23 protein-coding genes and 2 pseudogenes are annotated in these 24291 nt (G+C 52.9%); 11 read left to right on the top strand and 14 right to left on the bottom strand.

All coding sequences use genetic code 11. The features are described 5' to 3' along the window. Positions 1-247: 247 nt before the first annotated feature. From MYB54_RS03630 to dnaB, 4 genes are all read right to left on the bottom strand, one after another. Positions 248-727, bottom strand: coding sequence for an Lrp/AsnC family transcriptional regulator (locus tag MYB54_RS03630; protein ID WP_010295086.1), 480 nt, complete (start codon positions 725-727; stop codon positions 248-250). 314 nt (positions 728-1041) lie between these two features. Then, positions 1042-1680 carry a hypothetical protein gene (locus MYB54_RS03635; protein WP_248721519.1) on the bottom strand — a complete coding sequence of 213 codons (639 nt, stop codon included), beginning with the start codon at positions 1678-1680 and terminating at the stop codon, positions 1042-1044. After that, entirely contained in the window at positions 1673-2755 is a 1083-nt protein-coding gene (alr, locus tag MYB54_RS03640) for an alanine racemase (protein WP_248721520.1), read from the bottom strand. The genes MYB54_RS03635 and alr overlap by 8 nt, the downstream gene beginning before the upstream one ends. Before the next feature lie 41 nt (positions 2756-2796). Then, a complete protein-coding gene (dnaB, locus tag MYB54_RS03645) occupies positions 2797-4203 on the bottom strand; it encodes a replicative DNA helicase (protein WP_010279223.1) in 1407 nt (468 codons plus the stop codon). Between the two features lie 127 nt (positions 4204-4330). Here dnaB and MYB54_RS03650 point away from each other — a divergent pair, with 127 nt between their 5' ends. Further along, on the top strand, positions 4331-5317 hold the full coding sequence (locus MYB54_RS03650; protein WP_206555384.1) for a quinone oxidoreductase: 987 nt from the start codon (positions 4331-4333) through the stop codon (positions 5315-5317). Positions 5318-5697: 380 nt separating this feature from the next. Next, a complete protein-coding gene (locus MYB54_RS03655) occupies positions 5698-7086 on the top strand; it encodes a cytochrome P450 (protein ID WP_206555385.1) in 1389 nt (462 codons plus the stop codon). Between the two features lie 504 nt (positions 7087-7590). On the opposite strand, the gene pspG is transcribed toward MYB54_RS03655, so the two are convergent. The 3 genes and pseudogenes from pspG to MYB54_RS03670 form a co-directional block, all read right to left on the bottom strand. After that, positions 7591-7863 carry an envelope stress response protein PspG gene (gene pspG, locus MYB54_RS03660; protein WP_010279209.1) on the bottom strand — a complete coding sequence of 91 codons (273 nt, stop codon included), beginning with the start codon at positions 7861-7863 and terminating at the stop codon, positions 7591-7593. A 165-nt stretch (positions 7864-8028) separates the two neighbouring features. Beyond that, complete coding sequence (gene dusA, locus MYB54_RS03665; protein WP_206555386.1) at positions 8029-9051, bottom strand: tRNA dihydrouridine(20/20a) synthase DusA; 1023 nt, start codon at positions 9049-9051, stop codon at positions 8029-8031. A 128-nt stretch (positions 9052-9179) separates the two neighbouring features. Beyond that, positions 9180-9352: pseudogene (locus MYB54_RS03670) on the bottom strand (IS30 family transposase); the annotation flags it as partial. 493 nt (positions 9353-9845) lie between these two features. Between MYB54_RS03670 and MYB54_RS03675 the strand changes: the two are divergent. Together MYB54_RS03675 and MYB54_RS03680 are read left to right on the top strand one after the other, a co-directional pair. Beyond that, on the top strand, positions 9846-10640 hold the full coding sequence (locus tag MYB54_RS03675; protein ID WP_014916562.1) for a ubiquinol-cytochrome C chaperone family protein: 795 nt from the start codon (positions 9846-9848) through the stop codon (positions 10638-10640). Between the two features lie 34 nt (positions 10641-10674). Continuing rightward, on the top strand, positions 10675-10947 hold the full coding sequence (locus tag MYB54_RS03680; protein ID WP_071822608.1) for a hypothetical protein: 273 nt from the start codon (positions 10675-10677) through the stop codon (positions 10945-10947). A 119-nt stretch (positions 10948-11066) separates the two neighbouring features. Here the strand turns inward: MYB54_RS03680 and MYB54_RS03685 are convergent. Next, positions 11067-12166, bottom strand: a protein-coding gene (locus MYB54_RS03685; protein WP_148276414.1) for an IS3 family transposase whose coding sequence is annotated in 2 segments (ribosomal slippage) — positions 11067-11905 and positions 11905-12166 — 1101 coding nt in all. Because the reading frame shifts where the segments join, the coding sequence is not laid out codon by codon here. Between the two features lie 464 nt (positions 12167-12630). On the opposite strand from MYB54_RS03685, the pseudogene MYB54_RS22025 reads away from it, so the two are divergent. Further along, positions 12631-12717 (top strand): annotated as a pseudogene (locus MYB54_RS22025) (transmembrane anchored protein); the annotation flags it as partial. Between the two features lie 55 nt (positions 12718-12772). Here MYB54_RS22025 and MYB54_RS03695 read toward each other — a convergent pair. Both MYB54_RS03695 and MYB54_RS03700 read right to left on the bottom strand, forming a co-directional pair. Beyond that, positions 12773-13429: a DsbA family protein gene (locus tag MYB54_RS03695; RefSeq protein ID WP_014916559.1), complete on the bottom strand. Its 657-nt coding sequence runs from the start codon at positions 13427-13429 to the stop codon at positions 12773-12775. After that, positions 13417-14298 carry an MBL fold metallo-hydrolase gene (locus MYB54_RS03700; RefSeq protein ID WP_014916558.1) on the bottom strand — a complete coding sequence of 294 codons (882 nt, stop codon included), beginning with the start codon at positions 14296-14298 and terminating at the stop codon, positions 13417-13419. Before MYB54_RS03700 ends, MYB54_RS03695 begins: the two co-directional genes overlap by 13 nt. A 107-nt stretch (positions 14299-14405) precedes the next feature. On the opposite strand from MYB54_RS03700, the gene MYB54_RS03705 reads away from it, so the two are divergent. Then, on the top strand, positions 14406-15326 hold the full coding sequence (locus MYB54_RS03705) for a LysR family transcriptional regulator (RefSeq protein ID WP_248721521.1): 921 nt from the start codon (positions 14406-14408) through the stop codon (positions 15324-15326). Positions 15327-15354: 28 nt separating this feature from the next. On the opposite strand, the gene MYB54_RS03710 is transcribed toward MYB54_RS03705, so the two are convergent. Beyond that, positions 15355-16278, bottom strand: coding sequence for a LysR family transcriptional regulator (locus MYB54_RS03710; RefSeq protein WP_248721522.1), 924 nt, complete (start codon positions 16276-16278; stop codon positions 15355-15357). 133 nt (positions 16279-16411) lie between these two features. On the opposite strand from MYB54_RS03710, the gene lysA reads away from it, so the two are divergent. Beyond that, positions 16412-17674, top strand: coding sequence for a diaminopimelate decarboxylase (gene lysA, locus MYB54_RS03715; protein ID WP_248721523.1), 1263 nt, complete (start codon positions 16412-16414; stop codon positions 17672-17674). On the opposite strand, the gene MYB54_RS03720 is transcribed toward lysA, so the two are convergent. After that, positions 17671-18627, bottom strand: coding sequence for a DMT family transporter (locus MYB54_RS03720; protein WP_248721524.1), 957 nt, complete (start codon positions 18625-18627; stop codon positions 17671-17673). The genes lysA and MYB54_RS03720 overlap by 4 nt on opposite strands. A 123-nt stretch (positions 18628-18750) precedes the next feature. Here MYB54_RS03720 and MYB54_RS03725 point away from each other — a divergent pair, with 123 nt between their 5' ends. Next, a complete protein-coding gene (locus MYB54_RS03725; protein WP_305883918.1) occupies positions 18751-19344 on the top strand; it encodes a helix-turn-helix domain-containing protein in 594 nt (197 codons plus the stop codon). A 52-nt stretch (positions 19345-19396) separates the two neighbouring features. Here MYB54_RS03725 and MYB54_RS03730 read toward each other — a convergent pair whose 3' ends face one another. Both MYB54_RS03730 and MYB54_RS03735 read right to left on the bottom strand, forming a co-directional pair. Continuing rightward, complete coding sequence (locus tag MYB54_RS03730) at positions 19397-20410, bottom strand: LacI family DNA-binding transcriptional regulator (RefSeq protein WP_039502062.1); 1014 nt, start codon at positions 20408-20410, stop codon at positions 19397-19399. 133 nt (positions 20411-20543) lie between these two features. Beyond that, entirely contained in the window at positions 20544-20888 is a 345-nt protein-coding gene (locus MYB54_RS03735; RefSeq protein ID WP_010279161.1) for a PTS lactose/cellobiose transporter subunit IIA, read from the bottom strand. A 254-nt stretch (positions 20889-21142) separates the two neighbouring features. On the opposite strand from MYB54_RS03735, the gene MYB54_RS03740 reads away from it, so the two are divergent. The 3 genes from MYB54_RS03740 to MYB54_RS03750 are packed head-to-tail and all read left to right on the top strand — an operon-like array spanning position 21143 to position 24288. Then, entirely contained in the window at positions 21143-22480 is a 1338-nt protein-coding gene (locus tag MYB54_RS03740) for a PTS sugar transporter subunit IIC (RefSeq protein ID WP_248721526.1), read from the top strand. A gap of 24 nt (positions 22481-22504) precedes the next feature. After that, on the top strand, positions 22505-23941 hold the full coding sequence (locus MYB54_RS03745) for a glycoside hydrolase family 1 protein (protein ID WP_248721527.1): 1437 nt from the start codon (positions 22505-22507) through the stop codon (positions 23939-23941). 29 nt (positions 23942-23970) lie between these two features. Continuing rightward, on the top strand, positions 23971-24288 hold the full coding sequence (locus MYB54_RS03750; RefSeq protein WP_014916549.1) for a PTS sugar transporter subunit IIB: 318 nt from the start codon (positions 23971-23973) through the stop codon (positions 24286-24288). The last annotated feature ends 3 nt before the right edge of the window (positions 24289-24291 follow it).

Genomic DNA, 24291 nt, shown 5'->3' on the forward strand with positions numbered 1-24291 from the left:
GAGCACTCAACAGACTGTCGTAAAAACATGTGCTTACCAAAGCAAGAATCACACCAGATAGTGCTGCTTAGCGGCGGGCATCAGCATACTCTCGCCTGCGATAAGAGCAACGTATTGAATTATATGAATGAAAATAATGCGTGATTCATGCGTTTTTTATTATTTATCTGTCTATTTTGTGCGTTTATTCGGTTTTTGTTGCGCGAATCATTCCTTTTTTGCACCAAATAGAGGCGATTGCCCCAATTCAGGGCAACGCAGGCAGTTCTGGCATCATCAAACCGTTCTCTTTGAGGCGGTTCAATACCACTGAGGTTTTCAGGTGCGCGACGCTCTTGTTCTGCGACAGAATCTGGCTAATCAGCGTGCTGAGTCCAGGCAGATCTGCCACAGCCACTTTTAACAGATAATCGGCATCACCCGTGGTTTTATAGGCGTCGATGATGGCGTCCACTTCTCCCAGCATCTGGTGAAAACGCTCAACGTATTCGCTGGTGTGATTGATCAGTCGCACCTCAATTAATCCCAGACATTCCAGCCCGACGGCGTTCGGCGACAGACGGGCATGATAGCCAAGAATCAGCTGTGCCTGTTCTAGCGCGATGCGACGGCGGGAACACTGCGAGGCGGAAAGCCCAACCAGATCGCTCAGCTCCTGATTGGTCAGGCGGCCGTTCGTCTGTAGCAGCGTCAGGATTTTCAGATCGAAGTCATCAATGTGGTACATCGCGTTTCCTAAACAGTATCAGGCAGTCGGCCAAACAGACTACCAGCTTTTTAGGCCGCGTTGCCTATGAGTTTTTTATTCCTGACTTTAGGAGAGCTTTATTTTCTTAGCTGCCTGTACGGCAGTGGACACCAATCATGCGGATCACTATTCGTGACCGTGTTTTCTAAGCTGCCTATGCGGCAGTGAACCGCTGTGTTGTGGTGATGGGTACTACGCAGTGTTTCTAAGCTGCGTATACGGCAGTGAACTTTTCTATATCTGCTCCGGCTTTGGCATACCATTTCTAAACTGCCTATACGGCAGTAAATCCATCACTCCACAATAATCCGCTCGTCATTGTCCCCCAGACATATGCTTAACTGCTGTCCGTCAGGGCTAAAGGCGCAGTAGGGGAGAGGTTCACGCAGGTAGAGATGTAGCGGAAGCGCCAGATAAAGCGCAACGAGCAGCAATGCGGCGACGGCTTTAGCATAGGTTGGGCGTTGAGCGACTGGGTTGCGCCGCGCGTGTCGATATTTCACGATGCCGATAGCGGCCATGCCTGCGCCTACCAGCATGGAAACATACAGCTCACCGGGCATCGGGGAGAGTATCAAATTGTCGTTTTCATACTCCTGCCAATATTGAATCCGCCACAGGGCGCTGATGCCGATTTGCACCAGACCCGCGAGTATCCAGGCAACACGCCATCCTGAAAGCCGAAAGAGCGCTAGAAAACAGAAACCCGATGCGGCGCAAGACCAGTAGATGAGATCGAACATCGCGCTAAACATGCCGCCAAACAGCGTGCCGCCGACATCCGTCGGTTTCAGAGTATAGAAATTGACGAGGGCAAACAGCGTCAGGATCGCGGAGACGGCAAGCCAGCTTGCCGCATAGTAGATAACCCGTTTTAAGGTCGGCAAGCCATGAGCCTGCCGATAAAAACCTGCTGGTTCGTTTTTACTCACCGTCGACGTATTCCACCGCAGTGCGCTGGGTTAAGCGCGTAATCAGTTCGTAGGCGCTGGCACCCGTATGCGCGGCAATGCGTTCAACCGGTAGCGTTGGCCCCCAAAGAATGACCTCATCGCCAACCTTGTCCTGCGCATCCGGCCCTAAATCCACCGTAATCATATCCATTGATACGCGGCCGGAAAGCGGCACTTCACGCCCGTTGATGAGCACGGGGGTTCCTGCTGGCGCGCAGCGCGGATAGCCATCGCCGTAGCCGACGGCTACCACGCCCAGACGGGTATTGCGCGGGCAGGTCCAGGTTCCGCCGTAACCGACTGCTTCGCCCGCGTGGTGTTCGCGAACGGCAATCAGGTGAGACGTAAAGGTCATCGCAGGCTGGAAGCCGAAATGCGCGGCGTCTTCGTTATCCAGTGGCGACACACCATAGAGAATGATGCCGGGACGAACGCGATCGCGGTGTGACTGCGGCCACAGCAGAATACCGCCGGAGGCCGCGATGGACTGCGCGCCGGGTTTACCCTGTGTAAAGGCATCGAAGCAGGCTAGCTGGCGTTCGGTGGTGCCGGCTTCGGGTTCATCGGCGCGGCAAAAGTGGCTCATGATATTAACTGGCTGAACCACATTGCGGCATTCGGTCAGGCGCTGCCAAAACGCGTCGGCGTGTTCCGGCAGAACGCCAAGGCGGTGCATGCCGCTATCCAGCTTCATCCACACGGGGATCGACTGTGGCAGCGTGGCCTGTTCCAGGGCGGCAAGCTGTTCGGGGCTGTGAACGGCGGTTTCTAGCTGATGCTCCACCAGAAGCGGAAGCTCGTCGGCGGAGAAAAAACCTTCCAGCAGGACGATAGGCTTGGTGATACCCGCGGCGCGCAGTGTCAGCGCTTCGGAGAGCCGCGCGACGCCGTAACAGTCAGCGTCGGAAAAGGTATGGGCAGCGTCGATCATGCCGTGGCCGTAGGCGTTGGCTTTCACGATGGCAACGACCTGACTGCCAGGTGCTAGCTGGCGGATACGTTGCAGGTTGTGGCGCAAAGCACGCCGGTTAATGACGGCAGTTGCCGTTTTCATTCTTGTTCCTTAGTGCAGTGTTGTCATTGCTGAGCGCTGCGTTATTCATCGTCATATTGTGGGCCGGCATAGTTATCAAAGCGCGACCACTGCCCGTTAAAGGTCAAACGAACGGAACCAATCGGGCCGTTACGCTGTTTCCCCAGAATGATTTCAGCGATGCCTTTCAGGTCGCTGTTTTCGTGATACACCTCATCACGATAGATAAACATAATCAGGTCGGCATCCTGCTCGATGGAGCCGGATTCACGCAGATCCGAGTTAACCGGGCGCTTATCGGCACGTTGCTCCAGACTACGGTTAAGCTGCGACAGAGCGACAACCGGAACCTGCAATTCTTTTGCCAATGCTTTGAGCGAGCGAGAAATTTCTGCAATCTCCAGCGTACGGTTGTCGGACAGCGACGGCACGCGCATCAATTGCAGGTAGTCGATCATGATCAGGCTCAGGCCATCGTGTTCACGGAACACGCGACGGGCGCGGGATCGCACTTCGGTTGGCGTCAGGCCGGAGGAGTCATCGATGTACATGTTGCGCTTTTCCAGCAGGATCCCCATGGTGCTGGAAATACGCGCCCAGTCTTCATCGTCCAACTGGCCGGTACGAATACGGGTCTGATCCACGCGGGACAGCGACGCGAGCATGCGCATCATGATCTGTTCGCCGGGCATCTCCAGACTGAAGATCAATACCGGTTTATCCTGCATCATCGCCGCGTTTTCACACAGGTTCATGGCGAAGGTGGTTTTACCCATCGATGGACGCGCCGCGACGATGATCAGGTCAGATTTTTGCAAGCCTGCGGTCTTTTTATCCAGATCCTGATAGCCGGTAGACACGCCGGTTACGCCGTCGTGCGGACGCTGATACAGCTGCTCGATACGGGAAACGGTGTCTTCCAGAATACGGTCGATGCTTTTCGGGCCTTCGTCTTTGCTGGCGCGGTTTTCGGCGATCTGGAAGACGCGGGATTCCGCCAGATCGAGCAGATCTTCACTGCTGCGGCCCTGTGGGTCGTAGCCTGCATCGGCGATCTCATTGGCGACGGAGATCATTTCACGCACCACGGCGCGCTCGCGCACGATATCTGCATAGGCCCCGATGTTCGCGGCACTCGGGGTGTTTTTTGCCAGTTCGGCAAGATAGGCGAAGCCACCGGCGGATTCCAGCGAACCTTGCAGCTCGAGCGATTCGGACAGCGTAATCAGGTCGATGGGTTTGCTCATTTCGAGCAGGCGCTGCATTTCGGTGAAGATCAGGCGGTGGGCGCGGTTATAGAAGTCGTTCGCGACAACACGCTCGGCGACATTATCCCAACGCTCATTGTCGAGCATCAGGCCACCCAATACCGATTGCTCCGCTTCCAGCGAATGTGGCGGAAGTTTCAGACCTTCCATCTGGCGGTCACGGGGTTCATTCGATTTATTGGTGGGTCTTTTCTCTGCCATGAAACGGGTTCTTTACCGGTTGATTTGCCATTGGATTAGGAGGCATTGTATATGCCACACGTCCGAAATAACACAATCCATATCCATAATAGAGCAATGATGAACCTGTCACGATTAAGGAGATAACATGGCAAAACGCGTTCAGTTCCGAGCTTATGGCGGCCCAGAGGTTCTGCAATATGTGGATTTCACGCCTGCCGACCCCGCTGCGGGAGAGGTTCAGGTTGAGAACCGCGCCATCGGCATTAATTTTATCGATACCTATATTCGCAGCGGCCTGTATCCGGTGCCTGACTTGCCTTCCGGGCTGGGAACCGAAGCGGCAGGCGTCGTGACGAAAGTTGGAGCAGGGGTTAGCGAGCTGAAAGTGGGCGATCGCGTGGTGTATGCGCAGTCCGGGCTGGGCGGGTATAGCGACGTGCACAACGTGGTGGCGGAAAAGGTGGCGCTGCTGCCGGATGCCATCAGCTTTGAGCAGGCGGCGGCCTCTTTCCTGAAAGGGCTGACGGTTTACTATCTGCTGCGCCAGACGTATGAAATCAAGCCGAATGAAGTCTTCCTGTTCCATGCCGCGGCGGGTGGTGTTGGGCTGATCGCTTGCCAGTGGGCGAAGGCGCTGGGTGCGAAGCTGATCGGGACGGTGGGCTCTGATGAGAAAGCGGAACGGGCAACACAGGCGGGTGCCTGGGCGACCATAAATTACCGTACCGAGAATATTGCGCAGCGCGTCGCAGAACTGACCGACGGGCAGAAAGTGAACGTTGTGTATGACTCGGTCGGGAAAGATACCTGGGAAGCCTCGCTCGACAGCCTGCGTCGCCGTGGATTGATGGTCAGCTTCGGCAACGCGTCCGGGCCGGTTACTGGCGTCAATCTGGGGATTTTGAACCAGAAAGGCTCATTGTACGTCACGCGTCCGTCACTGTTTGGCTACGTGACGAACCGCGCCGAGCTGGAGCTGGCCAGCAATGAACTCTTTTCACTGATCGCCAGCGGGGCGATTACGGTAGATGTGCCGCATAACCAGAAATTCGCGCTGTCGGATGCGCAAGCGGCGCATCGGGCGCTGGAAAGTCGCAGTACGCAGGGCTCATGCCTGCTGATTCCGGGCTAATTGCTCAATGAGGTTATCGCGTTCTGCCGATAACCTCGCTTCTCCCGCCCCCCTTTTCCAGGCAGGGAAAAACGTGGCTGACAGTATTACTTCTTAACAAAAAAACCAAAACGGCTTGTTTGTTTTTTAAACACCTCTCTGTAGGATTTGACGAAAAGCAGGTTAAGACGGTCATTCAGATCCTGTGCCTTGCTCGTTGTCTGCGCCGTACATCAATCCCAATAAGCAGAATCGAACGCGTATGTCGCGTCTGGCTGTGAGCATCGGTTCCACGGCATTTTTTCAAAAATGGTTCTCTCTTTACCTCTCCGCTATCTCGATTGTTGTTTTCACAGGCGATTTCTCGCCTGATTTTGAACACACTAAAGAAGGATGTGAGTATGAGATCCATCAAACGCCTGCCAATGCCCCCAACCCGAAGTATTCTTGGGCATGTTGATTACCTGAAACGAAGTGATGTTCATCTCCAGATGCTGCGGTGGAAAGCGCAGTATGGGCGCTTTTATCGCTTAAGGCTGGGGCTCACGTCCGCGATAGTGATTGCCGATGCGGAATGTATTCGCACCATCATGAAATCCCGCCCTGACGAATTTCGGCGCATCAGCAGCATTGAATCCGTGTTTCAGGAAGCGGGGTTGAACGGGGTTTTCTCATCGGAAGGGAAACGCTGGGAGCATCAGCGCAGGCTGACGGAGCCGATGTTTCAGCCCGCCCATCTGAAATATTTCTATCCCAGCCTCAGGAAGGTGACCTCCCGGCTATCGGACCGTTTCGCGATGTTGGCTGAAACCGGGGAAACCGTTGTCCTCGTGGAAGAATTCAAGCGCTATACGGTTGATATCACGTCATTACTGGCCTTTGGTGAAGACGTGAATACGCTCGAACAGGGGGAAAACCCGCTGTCGCAAAGCTTACGTCGCCTATTTCCCATGATTAATGCCCGCAGTGGTTCTTTGTTTCCTGTATGGCGGTACATCAGGAGGGAGCGAGATAAGCAGTTCGATGCAAGCCTGAGCCTGATTCGTGAATACGTTGATGGGTTTATTTATCGTCAGCGGAAACGCCTCCTGCTCAATCCGCAATTAATGGAAGCGCCGGAAAATATGCTACAGGTGATGCTTGCCGAGCAGAAAAAAGACGGGACGCTGAAAGACGACGACATTGTCGCCAATGCGATTACGCTCCTTCTCGCGGGGGAGGACACGACGGCGAATACGCTGGCCTGGATGAGTTTCCAGCTTTGCTCAGCGCCTTCGGTCGAAGAGTGTGTTTTTCAAGAGTGTAAAGAGGCGGCTGATGGTGCCGGAGCACTCCTTCCGTGGCCGCTTCCGCGACTGCCCTGGCTCACCGCTGTGATGTATGAATCGATGCGGCTCAAGCCCGTTGCACCGTTGCTGTATCTTGAGCCAACGAAGAACACCGTTATTGATGATTTCCTGATTAAAAAGGGCACGCCTTTGTTGCTGATGCTGAATGCGAGCGGGTTTGACGACGCGCTGTTTCAGCAGCCTGATGATTTTGTGCCTGAGCGGTGGCTTGAACGCGGAAAGGCCTCTTTTTCCGATCTTCAGCCTTTCGGTGGCGGGCCGCGTATGTGCCCCGGACGGTCGCTGGCATTAATGGAAATTAAACTGGGATTTCACGCGCTGTGTAGCGGGTTTCGCGTCGAGGCGCAGCAGCCCGCATCGGACGTTACCGAGAGCTTTGCTTTTACGATGTCGCCATCAGGCTTTCGTGTGAAGCTACACAAGCGTGAGCCGTTGCAATAGCAAGAGTAGGCGTGGTGTGTGAGTGAATGTGCTGAGGTCAGGGAAGGCGGTTGCTGAGTGACAGAGCCTGACAATAATACCGACTCTTAACGAGTCGGTATTATTGCCTGAAAGGCCTTGGCCGTTACGCTAATTTCATCAGACTGTATGTAGGGTACAGCGTGGTGATCGTCACGAAAGTGCCGCTGTGCGGCTATTATTTCCCTGACGATGATGAAATTGTGTGGCTTTTTGCCACCGTGTTTTATTTACCTAACTTGGTTTATTTACCCAACTGTTTATTTACCCAACTTAGTTTGCTCACCCTCTAAACGACAATCGGGTGTCAAACTGTGGCGTCATCCTAGCAGCCACATCCGGGAAAAAATATCTGCTGGCGCACACTTTTGTACTAAAACAGGCCATATTAAAATAATCCGTATTAAAACAAGCCGTATTAAAACAAGTTGGTGTTAAACACGGCGTTGCCCGTCATTTTCGTGCGTAATTCAGATTTTTCTGGCATTACCACTCATTTCCGTTGCGCTGGCGATACGTGTATTTGCGATAGGTATAGCGGTGCGAGTTGTAGACAGGTCGACCGCTAAATTTGCGCCACAGCCACACCGCCGCGACGGCTAAAATCAGCCACGGCAGCACCTTTATCGCGATGCTAAACAGCCCACCAATCAACATAAAAAGGGACGCCACAAACAGTGCCGCAATCACGCCCAGCAGTGACACGCCCGTCAACATCAGCATGATAAAAAAGCCAATAACGAAGAAAATTTCCAACATGGTGTGCTCCTGTAGCGGTTAAACCGCAGAGAAAAGTTCTGCGTGCCACATAAGCTATAACAAGAATCATGCCAAGATGCGCCGCTGGTAAGTGATTGATTTACCAGCGGCACGGGGAAGAGAAATGAAAGAATATTGGTGAAAAAGACTAACTGTTAGTGTTTTTTAAACCAGATTAACCAGCGCTAGCGCACGCTCTACCACCGCAGCGTCAGCACCGGGTTTGTGGGCGTTTTCACTCAGATAACGTCGCCACTGACGCGCGCCGGGGATGCCCTGAAACATGCCGAGCATGTGGCGCGTGATGTGGCCTAATGATGCGCCGCCAGAGAGTTCGCGCTCGATATAGGGATACATGGCTCGCACCACGCCAGCCAGATCCGGCGTGGCAGTGTCGATGCCAAATAGCTCACGGTCAACCTGTGCCAGAATCCCAGGATTCTGGTAAGCCTCACGGCCCATCATCACGCCGTCCAGATGCTGTAAATGCGTTTTGGCTTCTTCCAGCGTTTTGACGCCGCCGTTGATGGCGATAGTGAGTGCAGGGAAATCGCGCTTGAGCTGGTAAACGCGCGGATAATCCAGCGGTGGAATCTCCCGATTCTCTTTCGGACTCAGGCCCGATAGCCAGGCTTTGCGCGCGTGGACGATAAACGTCTCGCACTCGCCGCGTTCGGCGACGGTTTGAATAAAGTCGCACAGGAATTTATAGCTGTCTTGATCGTCAATGCCGATGCGGGTTTTCACCGTAATCGGGATTGAGGTACTGTCTTTCATCGCCTTGATGCAGTCCGCCACCAGCGCCGCTTCGCCCATCAGGCAGGCACCGAAACGGCCATTCTGTACACGGTCAGACGGGCAGCCAACGTTCAGGTTAACTTCATCATAGCCGCGCTGCTCTGCCAGTTTGGCACACTGCGCCAGCGCTTGCGGATCGCTACCGCCGAGCTGTAGCGCCAGCGGGTGTTCTTCTTCGCTGTAGGCCAGATAGTCGCCTTTGCCGTGAAGAATCGCGCCTGTCGTCACCATTTCGGTATACAGCAGCGTCTGGCTGCTCAACTGGCGAAGAAAGTAACGGCAGTGGCGATCGGTCCAGTCGAGCATCGGCGCGATGGAGAAGCGGTTAAGGCGAGAAGCGCGAGGGTCGGTGGATACCGTGTTGTGTGTACCTGATTTTACGTCGGTCATGGTTTGTCAGTTATCGTTTCGTGTGTCTGGCGGTGTTGTCTGAGGTTATCTTTGTTGGCGCTGACTATAGCACAGGGAGCGGGTTGTGACTGATAGCTATCTGGCGGATTCAACTCCGAAGTGCAACGCTAAGCCGCCATTCTTAGCTCTGCAAATACCACCGAGGGTTGCCTGAACCCAAGACACTTGCGTGGCCTTGCAGTAACGCCTCTTCTGACACGCTTCTCAGGTCTGTCTCCTTCGGGATAAACTGCCGTAACAGGCTGTTTGTGTTCTCATTCAGCACTCGCTCATATGATGCAGTGATGACTGTGCGTTGTACTTATTATCTGAATTCGCGAAACATCATGATGTTACTGGGGATGCCGGACAGCGTGCGTATTGCTTGAGAGGTATGTGAACGGCTTTGCTGTATCTCGAAAAGTATTTATTCAACAAAGCCTCATCAAGACCATTAATGGAGTTGATACATAGAAACTCATTGCGTATAGTTCCGTGGCCGTCATGAAAGAAGGGGGCTATCTATGCCAATGACGGATGTGGAGATGCAAAGAAAACATTAGCAAAGCTAAAAACTGAGTCTAAAAATCTTATTGAAGTTAGAGGTTCTAACGGAAAATTTGATTAACACTTACGTATAGCTCTATTTATTTGAGAGTTAGTCATCAAAAATTAACTCTCTGAAAGTATTTAAAAGTTAATAGAGAAAATTCTTAATATATTCCCCCTGCTGAAAATTTATCTACATAATACATAAATAAATTGGTATTGAACTGTTTATAAAAGGAATTAAAATGAAAAATACAACTATTTTTGATAAAGATATAAATCCCGTTTTAGATATTTCTTCTGATGAAGACTTGGCTCCTCTGGTCGAATATCTTAAGACAAAACTATCTGAGACTTTAACCGTTCATGAGTCATACAAACTACACGAGCCATCTCATTCTGAATATGCAGATTTAATTGCAAAAGAAGTCAGGGATATGGGTGGGAACTCATTTGCTAATTTATTTAGAGGTGGTGAGGGACCTAGTTATCATGAAATGGTTTGTGATGTGGCAACAAAAATAAAAGCCCCATTTAACAAAGAAAAAGTCATTGAAGATATTGAAAATGCAATATTGGAAACAATCCTAACTAAAGCTTTAGACGAAATGTCTGATGGAGATAAACAAAGACTTATGGATGAGATGGGAGCTAAAGGAGGTTTAAGTAGCGGTGGAGTAGCTACATCTGCATTTATTGCTATTTTTAGATCTGGTGGATTTTATTCTTATCAATTAACACTCATTATTGCTAACCAAATTGCGAAACTAATTCTTGGAAGAGGACTGATGCTTGCTACTAATGCAACATTAATGAGAACAGCATCCATCCTAACAGGTCCTATTGGATGGGCGATTACTGGCTTATGGACAGCTATTGATCTAGCAGGTCCCGCTTATAAAGTTACAATTCCGTGTGTAATTCATATTGCGATGCTTCGTAAAAAACTTAATGCTCTCGATTGTAAAGGTTGTGGTGCCATTCTAACAGATAGTACAATGAAGTTTTGTCCTGAATGTGGACACTCTATTTCTAAGTAAAAAATGAATTTGGTCACGAAACACGGAGGTCTATATGGCATATGTTGAATGTGGGAAATGTGGGTTTAAAGAAGAAGCCAATAAAACATTTTTCTTAAAAGCTCTTGGTGGTAGTTTTGTTGGTGGTGGCTTCTGGGCTTGGGTGACTTATTTTTTTGCTGGGACTGGATTCGCCTTTGTTATTTGTGTTGCAATAGTTACTGGTGGCGTGGCTCTATTAGCATTCTCTGATGAGATAACGAAATGGCTAGCAGAAAGATATTCTTGCCCTTCTTGTGGTTGTAGAAAATGGAGACTTATAAAATAGTCTCTCTTTTAAAATTAGAACAAAAATAAAGCCCGTAATCTGAACTGCACCCCAAATGTTGGATACCCAACAGAATAAGGTGCGTTTTGATCTCTTCCCAATATCGGGGCCAGGCTAAATCAGAGATCCGGGCCTTTTTGCAGACTTCGAACAAATTCCTCCGGAGTCTGGTTATTTAACGAGGAATGCGGTCTCTGCTGGTTATATTCCTGTCGCCAGTGTTCGATCTTCTCCTGAGCATCTTCCAGTGACAGGAACCAGTGGACGTTCAGACATTCGTCCCGAAAACGGCTATTGAATGACTCGATGAGGGCATTATCTGTCGGTTTTCCGGGCCGTGAGAAGTCTATTGTCACCTTGTTTTCATAGGCCCACTGATCTAGCGGCTTAGAAATAAATTCGCTGCCATTGTCGGTCTGCAGCCGTCCCGGCACCCGCTTCTGTAACTGTTTCAGGCGCCCCATCACCGCGACCACATAGTCTCCGCGCAGTCCCTGACCTACCTGGATTGCCAGACATTCCCGACTAAAATTATCGACTACAGTTAGCGCCCGGATACGACGCCCGTTGAACAGATTATCAGCCACGAAGTCCATGCTCCAGCACTGGTCAATCGCACTCACCCCTGGACGTGCGCGTCTGTGTCTGGCGGTGACATGTCGACGGGGGCGTTTTGTCCGCAGATTCAGGCCTTCCTGACAATAAATACGGCGTGTTTTTTTATGGTTAATCAGCCAGCCTTCCCGGCGCAGAAGAATATGAATGCGCTGAACGCCATAGCGAACACGGGTTTCGGCAATTTCCCTTATCCGCTGCGTAATGGCCCTGTCATCACGGCAACTGCGATAGTGGTACACCGTGCGACTCTGCATCATCAGACGGCAGCCACGACGCAGTCCGATACGGTAAGCTTCCAGCAGATATGCCACCGCGTCACGCTTTTGCACGGGCCTCAGAACTTTTTTCGGATGACATCCTGCAACATCTCCTTGTCCAGACTCAGGTCCGCCACCAGCCGTTTCAGACGGTGATTCTCTTCTTCCAACTGACGCAGACGGCGCAGTTCCGTCACGCCCATGCCGCCAAACTTCTTCTTCCAGTTGTAAAAAGTGGCTTCAGAAATCCCCATCTTTCTGCGGACTTCCTCGACCCGTGTGCCGGTTTCGGCCTGCTTCAGGGCAAACGCAATCTGCTCTTCGGTATAACGTGTCTTTTTCATGCCGGATGACCTCTTTTGGACGGAGAAGACAGGCCGAAAACTCTACTTTACGCCGGTACTGAACAAAGGGAAGAGCTCAAGATTGCTTGATTCAACCCTAAAAGCGCTAACAAATTTCTGAAGGTACGGTTAGAGTGGGCGTTGCGATAAATACTGGTATTTAAAAACTTTTTTCAAAAAAGCATGATCATTATCAATAGTCTTTTTTTGAGTGTTCTTTAATCTGCCACGAGGTTCTTCTCTAACTAAAAATTATGAAAAAAATACTGATAATAGCTTTATGCCTATTAATGACAGGTTGTGCTGCGCGTGATGATCAAGGGCAGATTATCCATAATGCCGATGGAAGTGAAAAAATTAGTTTTTGGAGAACAACAGGACTCATTGTTGGTGTACCGCTACTCATTTTGAGCGCATTCGTCGCTGCTGAATCCGATGATGAGGATTCAAAGAATGACTACCCAGGAAGGTGTCGCCATGAGTACGATATTGCAGCTGATGGTTCCAGGTGTGGTTTGAGATCTGCAGATTCACGTCTTGGCGGCTATTAAAAGAAAAGGGAGCAGGCCGTTGGCGTGCTCCCTTAATGAAGGTTGATGCGGGCGATTATGCCGTCGCGTGGTTGACCATCTGTGTCAGCACCTTGCGCCATGCGTCTACCTGACCGAGGTAGTTTGCCGCCGGGATTTGCTGGAAATTCCCGTTAGCGTCTTCCAGCGCAAAAGTGGGGAAGCCTTGTCCACGCACTTTCGCCAATAATTCCCGGCTAGCGCTGATGTGTTTTGACAGCGTTTCTGCCTGGATAAAGGCGAACTCGGTGCTGAAAGCCTCGCCATCCAGACCGATTGCTTCCGCGCACTGACGCAGCACGGCGGCGTCGACGATTTTTAGTCCGGAAACATAGTGCGCACGCTCGATCTCGTGCAGCATCACCATGCCTTTATCATCCATCGCTTCCGCAGCGAGTACGGCAGCCGTCGGCGGCGCAGAATCCAGCACGACGCTGGTGTCGCGCAGCAGCCCTTCGTAATACGCTTCCCCGAAGGTTTGCCCGGTCATTTGTGCAATGCGGCGATCGTGGGGGATCACGTAATCGTGCCACTCCGGGGTGATGGTACGGCTATTGCTGCCCGTCATCATACCGCCGCCGTGGAGGATCAGATCCAACCCGTCAATCTCCTGCGCTGCCAGCGCGAGTGGGGCGGCGCCGTAGCACCAGCCGCACAATGGATCGTAAATATAATGCAGTCTTACTGTGGCCACTTCATTTCACCTTTCAGGACTTTGGCGCTCAGTTCAAGACCCGATTCTTCTTTCAGCGTCGGGTAGTGTTTTTTCATTGCAGCGATCAGTTCGGCAGAATCTTTGCTTTTTGCCAGCTCTTTTTCCACTGTATCCAGATATTGCAGCGTAAACGTCACGTTTTTCAAGGTGTAATCGGTTGGCGCGATAAAGTGGCCCGGTACGACGGTGGTTGGCTTCAGCGCTTCAATGGATTTCAGCGTATCACGCCAGTGAACGCGAGACTCTGGCGTTTGGGTATCGGCAAGCCAGACGTGGATGTTAGCAGATACCGGAATACCGCCGACCACGGCTTTCAGCGAAGGGATCCAGACGTAAGTGCGATCCGGCGTTGGCCCTTTCAGTCCTTTCACTTCCAGTTTTTTGCCATCAACGGTAAAGCTATCGCCTTCCAGTGCCTGAGGAACCACGATCTCCTTCGGCGCGTTTTCTTTCAGAACCGGGCCCCAATGCGCCACTTTGCCGTCTTTGCTGGCGTTGATCGCATCGATGGTCGCCTGAGTCGCAATAATTTTAGCGTCCGGGAAAGCGGCTTTAATGACGTCCAGACCGAAATAGTAGTCAGGGTCAGAATGGCTGATATAGACGGTGGTCAGTTTTTTTCCGGTGGCTTTGATGCGATCAACCAGCGTTTGGGCATCGTTACGTTGGAACTGTGCATCGATCAGCGCGACTTCTTTATCGCCGCTGATAATTTCAGAAGAAACGGGGAATATGCTGGCTTCACCCGGATTAAACACGTCGATTTTTAACTCGGCGGCGTTAGCCGCAGAAGCCAGGCCCAGCGATGCAGCAAGTAAAGACACGGTAAAAGCGATAGATTTAGACATGGTGATACTCCACAGGTATGACAGAAAGTGGGTTCATGTTATGTTGCATTAATCGTACGAAAAACCGCAAAACGGGCAATTGTTTGTTGCATAAAACGGACTAATTTATGGATCGTATTACGGCTGCTGAAGTGTTTGTAACGATTATAGACCGCGGTAGCATGATTGCGGCGGCAGAGACGCTGGACATGTCCCGGGCGATGGTGACGCGCTATCTGGCGGAGATGGAAACGTGGGCAGGGGCGCGGCTATTGCACCGCACCACGCGCAAGCTGAGCCTGACGGATGCGGGTGAAAAAACGCTGGCACGCTGTCGGGAGATGCTGGCGCTGACGGCGGATATGCGCGTCGAGGCCGATACCGACGATGCTACGTTAAGCGGTTTGCTGCGCGTCAGCTGTTCGCAATCGCTGGCGCAGGGGGCGCTTGGTATGGCGATAACGGCTTTCCTGCGGCGACATCCTCGCGTTGCTATCGATCTGCAAATGAATAACCGAACGGTGAATCTGGTCGAGGAACGTATCGATCTGGCGCTGCGCATCACCAACGAGCTGGATCCCAATCTGATTGCCCGCCCGCTTTCACGCTGTGAATCGGTGCTGTGTGCATCGCCTTCTTATCTGAATGAGCACGGTATTCCGCGACAGCTGACCGATCTCTCGATTCATAACTGCCTGACCTACACCTATTTCGGTAAAAGCCTGTGGCATTTTTCCCGCGGTGATGAAAAGTTTACGATTCCCGTTAGCGGTAACCTGAGCGGCAACGAGTCACTGGTGCTACTGGCGGGGGCGCTGGAAGGGGCGGGGATCGCGCTGCAACCGCGCTATTCTGCGGCACCCTATCTCGCTAACGGACAACTGGTGGCGCTGTTGCCGGAATACCGTCCGCAGGCGATGGGCATTTATGGCATTTACACCTCGCGCCGCCAGATGCCGGCCGCGCTGCGTACCCTGTTGGATTTTCTGGTGGAATGGTTTGCTCACGATCCTCGCTGGCGGGCGCTGGCACAGCCATCGGCGATGTGACGGCGCTAATCACAAGCGAATCACGTTATTAGCGCTGCAAGACCTGCTCCAGACGTGAAGGCACATCGGCGGCATACTGCTTGAGTTGATCAATCACGGTATCGACCAGCGCCGAAGCAGGGCGGTGCAGTGGACGAATCAGGCTGACCGTAAAGGGCACGTCGATGCTGAAAGGCCGCACGACGACGCCGGAGGCGGCATAATCCAACGCGGTGAGCGGGTTAACGATCGACAGCCCAATGCCTGCCCGCACCATCGCACACACCGATGCCGCGCTGTGCGTTTCCAGTACCATCCGGCGCGACACGCCCTCTTCCTGAAACAGCTTGTCCAACAGTTGGCGATAGCTGTCGGCGCTCGACAGGCTGATAAAGGGCTCATCGGCAAAATCCTGCGGCGTGAGCACCGCTTTTTGCGCCAATGGATGCCCGGCAGGCAGCACGCACACTTCATTGAGCAACATCAGTGTTTGCCGCTCTGTACCGGCTGGCGTGAGGCTGTTTTCCGTTAAGCCCAAATCGTGGCGCTGGGCAGACAGCCACTCTTCCAGCAGCGGCGACTCTTGCGGAATGATATGCAGATTAAGCAGCGGATAGCGTGCCAGCAGCGGTTTACAGGCGTCGGGCAGCAGCGACTGTGAGAAGACGGGAAGGCAGGCAATGGAAAGCTGCGCCTGCTGAAAACGGCGAATATCGCTGGCGGCGTTGATGATCCGATCCAGTCCATAATACGAGCGCTGCACTTCTTCAAACAGCTGTAACCCCTGCGCGGTGGGGTAAAGCCGACCGCGCAGTCGCTCGAACAGCGTCATCTGAATCAGCTTCTCAAAGCGTGCCAGCTCGCGGCTGACGGTCGGCTGCGACGTGTTCAGCAGATCCGCTGCTTCCGTCAGATTCCCGGTCGTCATGACCGCATGGAAAATCTCGATGTGTCGTAAGGATACTGCTGCCATGTCGGCTCCTTCATTCATTTTTATAAACCATATCAGAAATGAATAGAGTCTGCTTAAAACGATATTTGTTTACCAGAATGGTAATTTTTATAGTGATTCTTAACTACGATTAACCCGTAATTGGTAATTATTTATGCCACACGATCTGAATGACGTAACACACGCCCTGAACGCGCAAAGTCTGCGTGAACTGCCTGCCCGTTTTGGTTGCCCGGTTTGGGCCTATGACGCACAGACCATCGTTAACCGCATCGCCCAACTACGCCAGTTTGACACGATCCGCTTCGCGCAGAAGGCGTGTTCCAACACGCACATTTTGCGCCTGATGCGTGAGCAGGGTGTGAAAGTGGATTCGGTATCGCTGGGTGAGATCGAGCGTGCGCTGATTGCAGGCTTTGTGCCGGGCACCGATGCGCATGAGATCGTGTTTACTGCCGATCTGCTAGATCGTCCGACGCTACAACGCGTTTCCGAACTGAACATTCCGGTGAACGCCGGTTCGGTCGATATGCTGGAGCAGCTTGGGCAGCAGTCGCCGGGGCATCCGGTGTGGCTGCGTGTGAATCCGGGCTTTGGTCATGGTCACAGCCAGAAAACCAACACTGGCGGCGAGAACAGCAAGCACGGCATCTGGTACGGCGATTTGCCGCTGGCGCTGGCGCACATTCAGCGCTATCAGCTGAAGCTGGTGGGAATCCACATGCACATTGGTTCCGGCGTCGATTACGGCCATCTGGAACAGGTGTGCGAGGCGATGGTGCAGCAGGTTGTTGAACTGGGTCAGGATATCGAGGCGATTTCAGCGGGCGGCGGGCTGTCGATTCCCTATCGCCACGGCGAAGAAGCGATTGATACCGAACACTATTACGGGCTGTGGAATGCGGCGCGTGAGAAAATTGCCGCGCATCTCGGTCATCCGGTGACGCTGGAAATCGAGCCGGGGCGTTTTCTGGTTGCGGAATCGGGCGTGCTGGTGGCGGAAGTGCGGGCGATAAAATCTATGGGGAGTCGCCACTTTGTGCTGGTCGATGCCGGGTTTAACGATCTGATGCGTCCGGCAATGTACGGTAGCTATCACCACGTTTCTTTGCTGCCGGGCGATGGCCGCGATACCAGCCAGTCCACGTTGCGCGACAGCGTGATTGCCGGGCCGCTGTGTGAATCCGGCGATGTGTTTACTCAGCAGGCGGGTGGCGGCGTGGAAACGTTCGCGCTGCCGGATGCGCAGGTTGGCGACTATCTGGTCTTCCATGATACTGGTGCGTACGGCGCATCCATGTCCTCGAACTACAACAGCCGTCCGCTGCTGCCGGAAGTGCTGTTCGAAAACGGTGAACCACGCCTGATTCGTCGTCGCCAGACGCTGGACGAGCTGCTGGCGCTGGAAGCACTTTAATCGGGATGATTCGGTTGGATCGGGGGAGAGGCATTCTGTTTTTCCCCCGAACGCACAGCCTGACGCAAACGAGGCCCTTGCCTGTTGAACGTGATGCGCCAACCGAACGTCATACCGGCGGCGGACAGCAGAATCGCGACCGCCCCGGCAAGCTGCATCGCATTCAGCCGATGCCCAAAAGCCGCCCAGTCTACCAGCGCGGCGGTAACGGGATAGATAAACGACAGCGCGCCAACCAGCGCAGTCGGGATCTTCTGGATCGCGCTGTATAACAGCGTCGACATCAGCCCGGTATGGATCACGCCGATAGTCACAAGCATTCCCCACTGTGAAACCGTAGGGGAAACTGGCATTGTCGCGAAGGGCGCAAGGATGACGACACCAACGAGCAGCTGTATCAGCACGAGCACGTGCGGTGGGATCCCCGACAGTTTTTTCGTTATCGCGGCCGCCACGGCGTAGAAGAACGCGGCACCCAATGCCATCAGCACGCCTGACAGATAGCTTTTGTCATTGCTGTCGGTTCCCGTTTGGGCGCTGACGATCAGGACGATGCCGCTAAAGGCGCACAGCAGCCAGCCGATTTTGTTGAGGGTGAGCGTTTCCCTGAAAAAGATCGCGCCTAGCCCCAGCAGCATAAAGGGCTGCGTGTGGTAAACCACGGTGGCGACGGCGATAGACGCGTGTGTATAAGCGCCAAATAGCAGCATCCAGTTGAATACCAGTGCCAGACCGCCGAGTAGGGCAATGCCAGCCTGCTTCCTGCTAATGATGCCCCGCCGCAACAGACCCAATAATCCGCAGACGATGAGCATCGTCAATGCACCGAACGCGCAGCGCCAGAAGACGACCGTCATGGCTGGCTGTCCTGCTGTCAAAACGAACCAGCCGACGGTGCCGGAAATGATCATCGCGATAGCCATTTCTATCGTGCCGCGAGTCTGAGGTGCCATCTTTTTTCCTGCCTGTTAGTGTGTCGAGATTACTGCTATAGCGAACAAAATTTTTTATAATGAACAACAGGACAAAATAATGAACACAAACCATTTGTTCGTCAAGTCGAACAAATGGACGTTATGGTGAACGATATGGCGATCGATAATCAGGAAAAGGGGGCGCAGGAGATTACGCCCATCGCACGGCTGGCGGTTTCTATTCGGCGTGAACGAGAGCGGTTAAATCTGTCAGTGACCGAACTGGCAAAGCGCGCAGGGTTGGCAAAATCAACGCTTTCACAGCTGGAAACTGGGATCGGCAACCCGAGTCTGGAAACGCTCTGGGCGCTGGCGATGGCGCTTGATGTACAAGTCAGCCAACTGATTGGGCAGCCTCGCCAGCACGTGCAGGTGATTCGGGCTAACGAAGGCGCAGCAACCTACTCCGAGCAGGCGAACTATGCCGCGACATTGCTGGCCGCGTGCCCGGCAGGCGCGCAGCGTGATATCTATCGGCTGAAAGTGCAGCCGGGGGAAGCCAGAATCTCTCAACCGCATAGGCCGGGGACGGTTGAACACGTGATCCTGAGCAGTGGTCGCGCCAGAATTGGGCCTGTCACACAGCCCGTTGAACTGAGCGCAGGGGATTACATTAGCTACTCCGCTGATGTCCCGCATCTGTTTGATGCGCTGGAAGCGGATACGAGTGCGGTGATGTTGATTGAGCATGGCTAAAGAGGAGAGCCCCGTGCAGGCAGCTGCCCGGGGAGCGGTTTTACTGTGAGTTTTACGCTGTGTAATACGGCCCTTTCTGTACCGACTCGCGGATTTTTAGTTCGCCGGTGAAGGGCTGTAGCGGGTTGACGTCCTTACCCGCGATCAGATCCAGCACTTGCGTAATTGCGGTAGCGGCCATCTCTTCAATCGGCATGTAGACGGTGGAAAGTGAAGGGTGCAGGTAAGTGGCGCAGGGTTCATCGTCAAAGCCGAAGACGGAGACATCCTGCGGTAATTTTTTCCCTGCCTCGTACAGTGCTTTCATCGCGCCAATCGCCATGTGATCGTTGCTGACAAACAGCGCGCTAAAACTGATGCCGCTATTCAGCAACTGGCGTGCAGCCTGATAGCCGCTGGCGACCATACTGGTGCCATATGCCACCCGGCGCGGTTCAAGCGCGATTTGGTGAGCGGTTAATGCCTGCTGATAGCCCGCGAGTCGCGCCTGCGCCGTCGGTGTTTGCATGGGGGCGGTGATAAAGGCGATCTCACGGTGACCCTGTTCGATCAGGTAATTCACCACGTCAAACGCGGCTTGCTGCTGACGGAAGAAAATGCAACGCTCTCGCGCCTGCGGCAGATCGCGATTCATCACGATCATCGGAATGGTCAGCGTGTCGAGCAGCGTCATGAGGTCCGATTCGGACATATAACGGGTATAGAGAATAATGGCGTCACACTGCCTGTCTGACAGTAGTTGCACCGCGCGCTGCTCATCTTCCGGTGTATCGTGCCCGTCGGTGACGATCAGGTGCTTACCGTTGCTTTCTGCGATATCCGTAGCACGGCGCAGCAGACGACCAAAATAGGGGCCGTTAAAATTGGAGATAACAAGACCAATGCTGTTTGAGGTACGACGAGCCAGCGAACGCGCCAGAAAGTTAGGACGGTAGCCTAGTTCCTCCATTGCCTGAAATACGGCATCGCGTGTTGCCTGTTTGACCTGACCCGTGCCGTTTAGCACTCTGGAGACGGTCGCTTTAGACACTCCTGCACGTCTTGCCACCTCAAGCATGGTTTTCATCGCTGCACCTTAATTGAGTATGATGACGGGCTAAAAACGCCGATTCATCCCTGTTACGAACATCATGCGACATGTTACCACAGGCATATTGCTGGATTTAACGCCTGATGTTCGTTTCTCAACCAGATTTTTTTTAATTTTGTGATGCGGCCATTTCACGGCGTAACAAGACAATCTCTTCTGCCAAATCCCGGCATAGCATGGCAGTCATCAGATGATCCTGTGCATGCACCATGATCAGGTTGACGGGCACCTTGCCTTCCCCTTCGTCCAGACCGATCAGCCGTGTTTGAACGCGGTGAGCCGCACGCGCCGCTTCTTGTGACGCCGCGAGCAGATCGTCAGCCTGTTGCCACTCCCGTTGGCGTGCGGCCTGAATGGCCATCATGGCGTTTGAGCGCGCTTCACCCGCATTAATCAGCAGTTCCATCACGGTTTGTTCCATATCGAATGCAGGAACGTTTTCTGTATCTTTCATCGTCGGTTTCCTTATTACGGTCAGGAAAGCAGCCTAGGTTGGCTGAGAATTTATGGTATGCCAAAAATCACATTTTCATCATATTGGAATTCCAATATTGCCTTGTGAGAGTCATGTCACAGAAAAATAATTCATTATGGTTGATTTTTGGTATGCCAAACGCGAAAGCGCGGTACCTGCATTTACCCTGCGCGTAACGGCCATCCCGCGTGTCACACGCGATATAACAATATGATGATGAAAGAGGTGGTGTTATGTCATTTAAGGACCAACTGATTGATTCATTGGGCTCCTTTGCCAATAAATTTAACAGTCTGCGTTACATTATGGCGATTAAGGCATCCTTTATTACGCTGATGCCCGTCATTATCGTCGGGGCGTTTTCCGTTCTGATTTCCAACATGGTGATGGATCCGAAAAATGGTCTGGCCAGTTTTTCCACGTTCTCGTTTCTGGCTGAACTTAAACCGATTATGAGCGGCATTAACTACGCCACGCTCAGTTTTCTGACTATCGGTGCCGTCTTCCTGATTGGTATCGAGCTTGGGAAGATTAACGGTTCACGCGGGCTGTTTCCTGGCCTGCTGGCAGTGATCTGCTTTATTGCCGTCACGCCGACCACGATCGAAATGGCCGTTAACGGACAGATGATGGTGGTGAAAGACGTGCTGGCGAAACAGTTCTCCGATACCAAAAGCCTGTTTCTGGGGATGTTCATCGCCATCCTGTCTGTCGAGATGTATACCAAGCTGCAAAATGTCGATCGGCTGCAGATTAAAATGCCGGACAGCGTGCCGCCCAACGTTGCGGCCTCTTTTTCTGCGCTGTTTCCTTCCATTATCACGGTGGTTGCGATCGCCACCTTTGGGTTTGTGTTTCACCGCGTGACGGGCATGTACCTGTATGACGCGGTGTATCAGGTGGTGCAGCAGCCGCTGGAATCCGTGGTGCAAAGCCTGCCTGGTTTACTGGTGCTGATGTTTGTCGCTCAGCTGTTCTGGGTGATCGGGATTCACGGCAACCAGATGATTAAACCGATTCGTGAACCGCTATTGCTGGGGGCGATTGCCGTCAACATGACCGCGTTCGAGCAGGGGCATGAGATACCGAACATTATCACCATGCCGTTCTGGGATGTGTACATGAGCATCGGTGGTTCCGGCCTGACGATTGGCCTGCTGCTGGCAGTAATGATTGCTTCCAAGCGCAAAGAGATGAAAGAGATCGCCAAAATCTCCTTCGGCCCCAGCGTGTTCAACATTAATGAGCCGGTGATTTTTGGTATGCCGATTATGCTCAACCCGATTCTGGCTATTCCCTTCATTATCACACCGTTAGTGACGGGCACGATTGGTTATTTCGCCACCAGCATGGGGTTTGCGGGCAAAGCCGTGGTGATGGTGCCGTGGACAACACCGCCGATCATTAACGCCTGGCTGTCGACGGCAGGATCGATGGGGGCTGTTGCGACACAAATCGTATGCATCATCGTTGCGATGCTGATCTATCTGCCGTTTGTCAAAGTGGCGTCCCGTCGTGCCGAGCTGGCGCAGTTGGAAGCAGAAAAGCAGGCCGCAGCGGAAAAAGCCTGAAACGGACGAGAGGAGAGGTAACGCATGAGTAAGGTTGCACTGACTATCCCACCGGATTTTATTCTGGGCGCGGCGGCATCGGCATGGCAGACGGAAGGATGGAGGGGCAAGAAAGCCGGGCAGGATTCCTATCTGGATCTCTGGTACAAGCAGGATCGTCAGGTCTGGCACAACGGCTACGGCCCGGCGAAAGCGACGGATTTCTTTAATCGCTATCGGGAAGACGTGGCGCTGATGAAGCTGGCAGGGCTGACGCACTATCGTACGTCGATCAACTGGTCACGCTTTATGCTGGACTATGAGAAAGGCATTGTCGATGAAGAGTACGCGGCCTATATCGATAACCTGCTGGATGAAATGCACCGGCAGGGGATCGAACCGATGATTTGCCTTGAGCATTACGAGCTACCCGCCTGCTTGCTGGAGAAGTATCAGGGTTGGTCATCCAAGCAGGTGGTGGAGTGGTTTGTGCTGTACGCCGACGCGGTTTTTACCCGCTATGCCGGGAAAGTGAAGCGCTGGTTTACCTTCAATGAGCCAATTGTGGTGCAGACGCGCGTTTATCTGGACGCGCTACGCTACCCTTATGAGCAGAACACGCACACGTGGATGCAGTGGAATCACCATAAGAATCTGGCGACGGCCAAAGTGGTGCAGCGGTTTCGGCAGCAGGGCTATCACCGGGATGGCGGTTCGATCGGTGTGATCCTCAATCCCGAAGTCACGTATCCGCGATCCCGTGCGGCGCACGATGTGAAAGCGGCGCACCTTTACGATCTGTTCTATAACCGCGTTTTTCTCGATCCGGCGTTAAAAGGCGAATATCCAGCTGAGCTGGTGGCGCTGCTGGCGCAGCATCAGGTGAAGTGGGATTACACGGAAGAAGAGCTGGCGATCATTCGGGACAATACGGTCGATGAGGTGGGGATCAACCTGTATTACCCGCATCGGGTCAAAGCGCCCAGCCGTGAGTGGAACAAAGAGACACCGTTCCATCCGGCCTATTATTACGAGCATTTTGAGCTGCCGGGGCGTCGCATGAACACCTCGCGCGGCTGGGAGATCAATCCCAAAATCATTTACGACATGGCGAAACGCATAGAGCGCGACTACGGCAATACGCCGTGGTTTGTAGCGGAAAACGGCATCGGTATTGAGAACGAGGCGCGCTTTAAAGACGACGCGGGCGTGATTCAGGATGATTACCGTATCGCATTTATTGCCGAACACCTGTACTGGACGCTGAAGGCGAAGGAAGAGGGCGCAAACTGCCGCGGCTACATGTTGTGGGCCTTTACCGACAACGTCTCGCCGATGAACGCATTTAAAAATCGCTATGGATTGATCGAAATCGATCTGGAGCAGGATCGGCAACGGCGGCCGAAAAAATCCGCCGCCTGGTTTCGTCAGCTACACGACACGCGTCGACTTGAATTGACGCTGGATGATGAAGAGAAATAGGTGCAGATAACCAAAATGAGGAACGGAATATGAAAAGAATCGTACTGGCCTGCTCAGCAGGAATGTCGACCTCACTGGTGGTCACCAAGATGGAGAAGGAAGCGGAAACGCGGGGAATGGAGCTGAAGATCTACGCGATCCCTGAGCAAAACTTGCGGGATGAGTTGCAGGAGTTTGGCGGCGACATTATTGCGGTTCTGCTGGGGCCGCAGGTGCGCTTCAAGCTTAACGAGAATAAAAAGCTGACGGACAGCTACCAGATTCCTATCGCGGTGATCGACCCCGTCGCCTACGGCACATTAAATGGCGCAAAAGTACTGGATCAGGCGCTGAGTTTGGTAGACTAATGC

The organism is Pectobacterium nicotianae (assembly GCF_023272715.1).
Lineage (GTDB): Bacteria > Pseudomonadota > Gammaproteobacteria > Enterobacterales > Enterobacteriaceae > Pectobacterium > Pectobacterium brasiliense.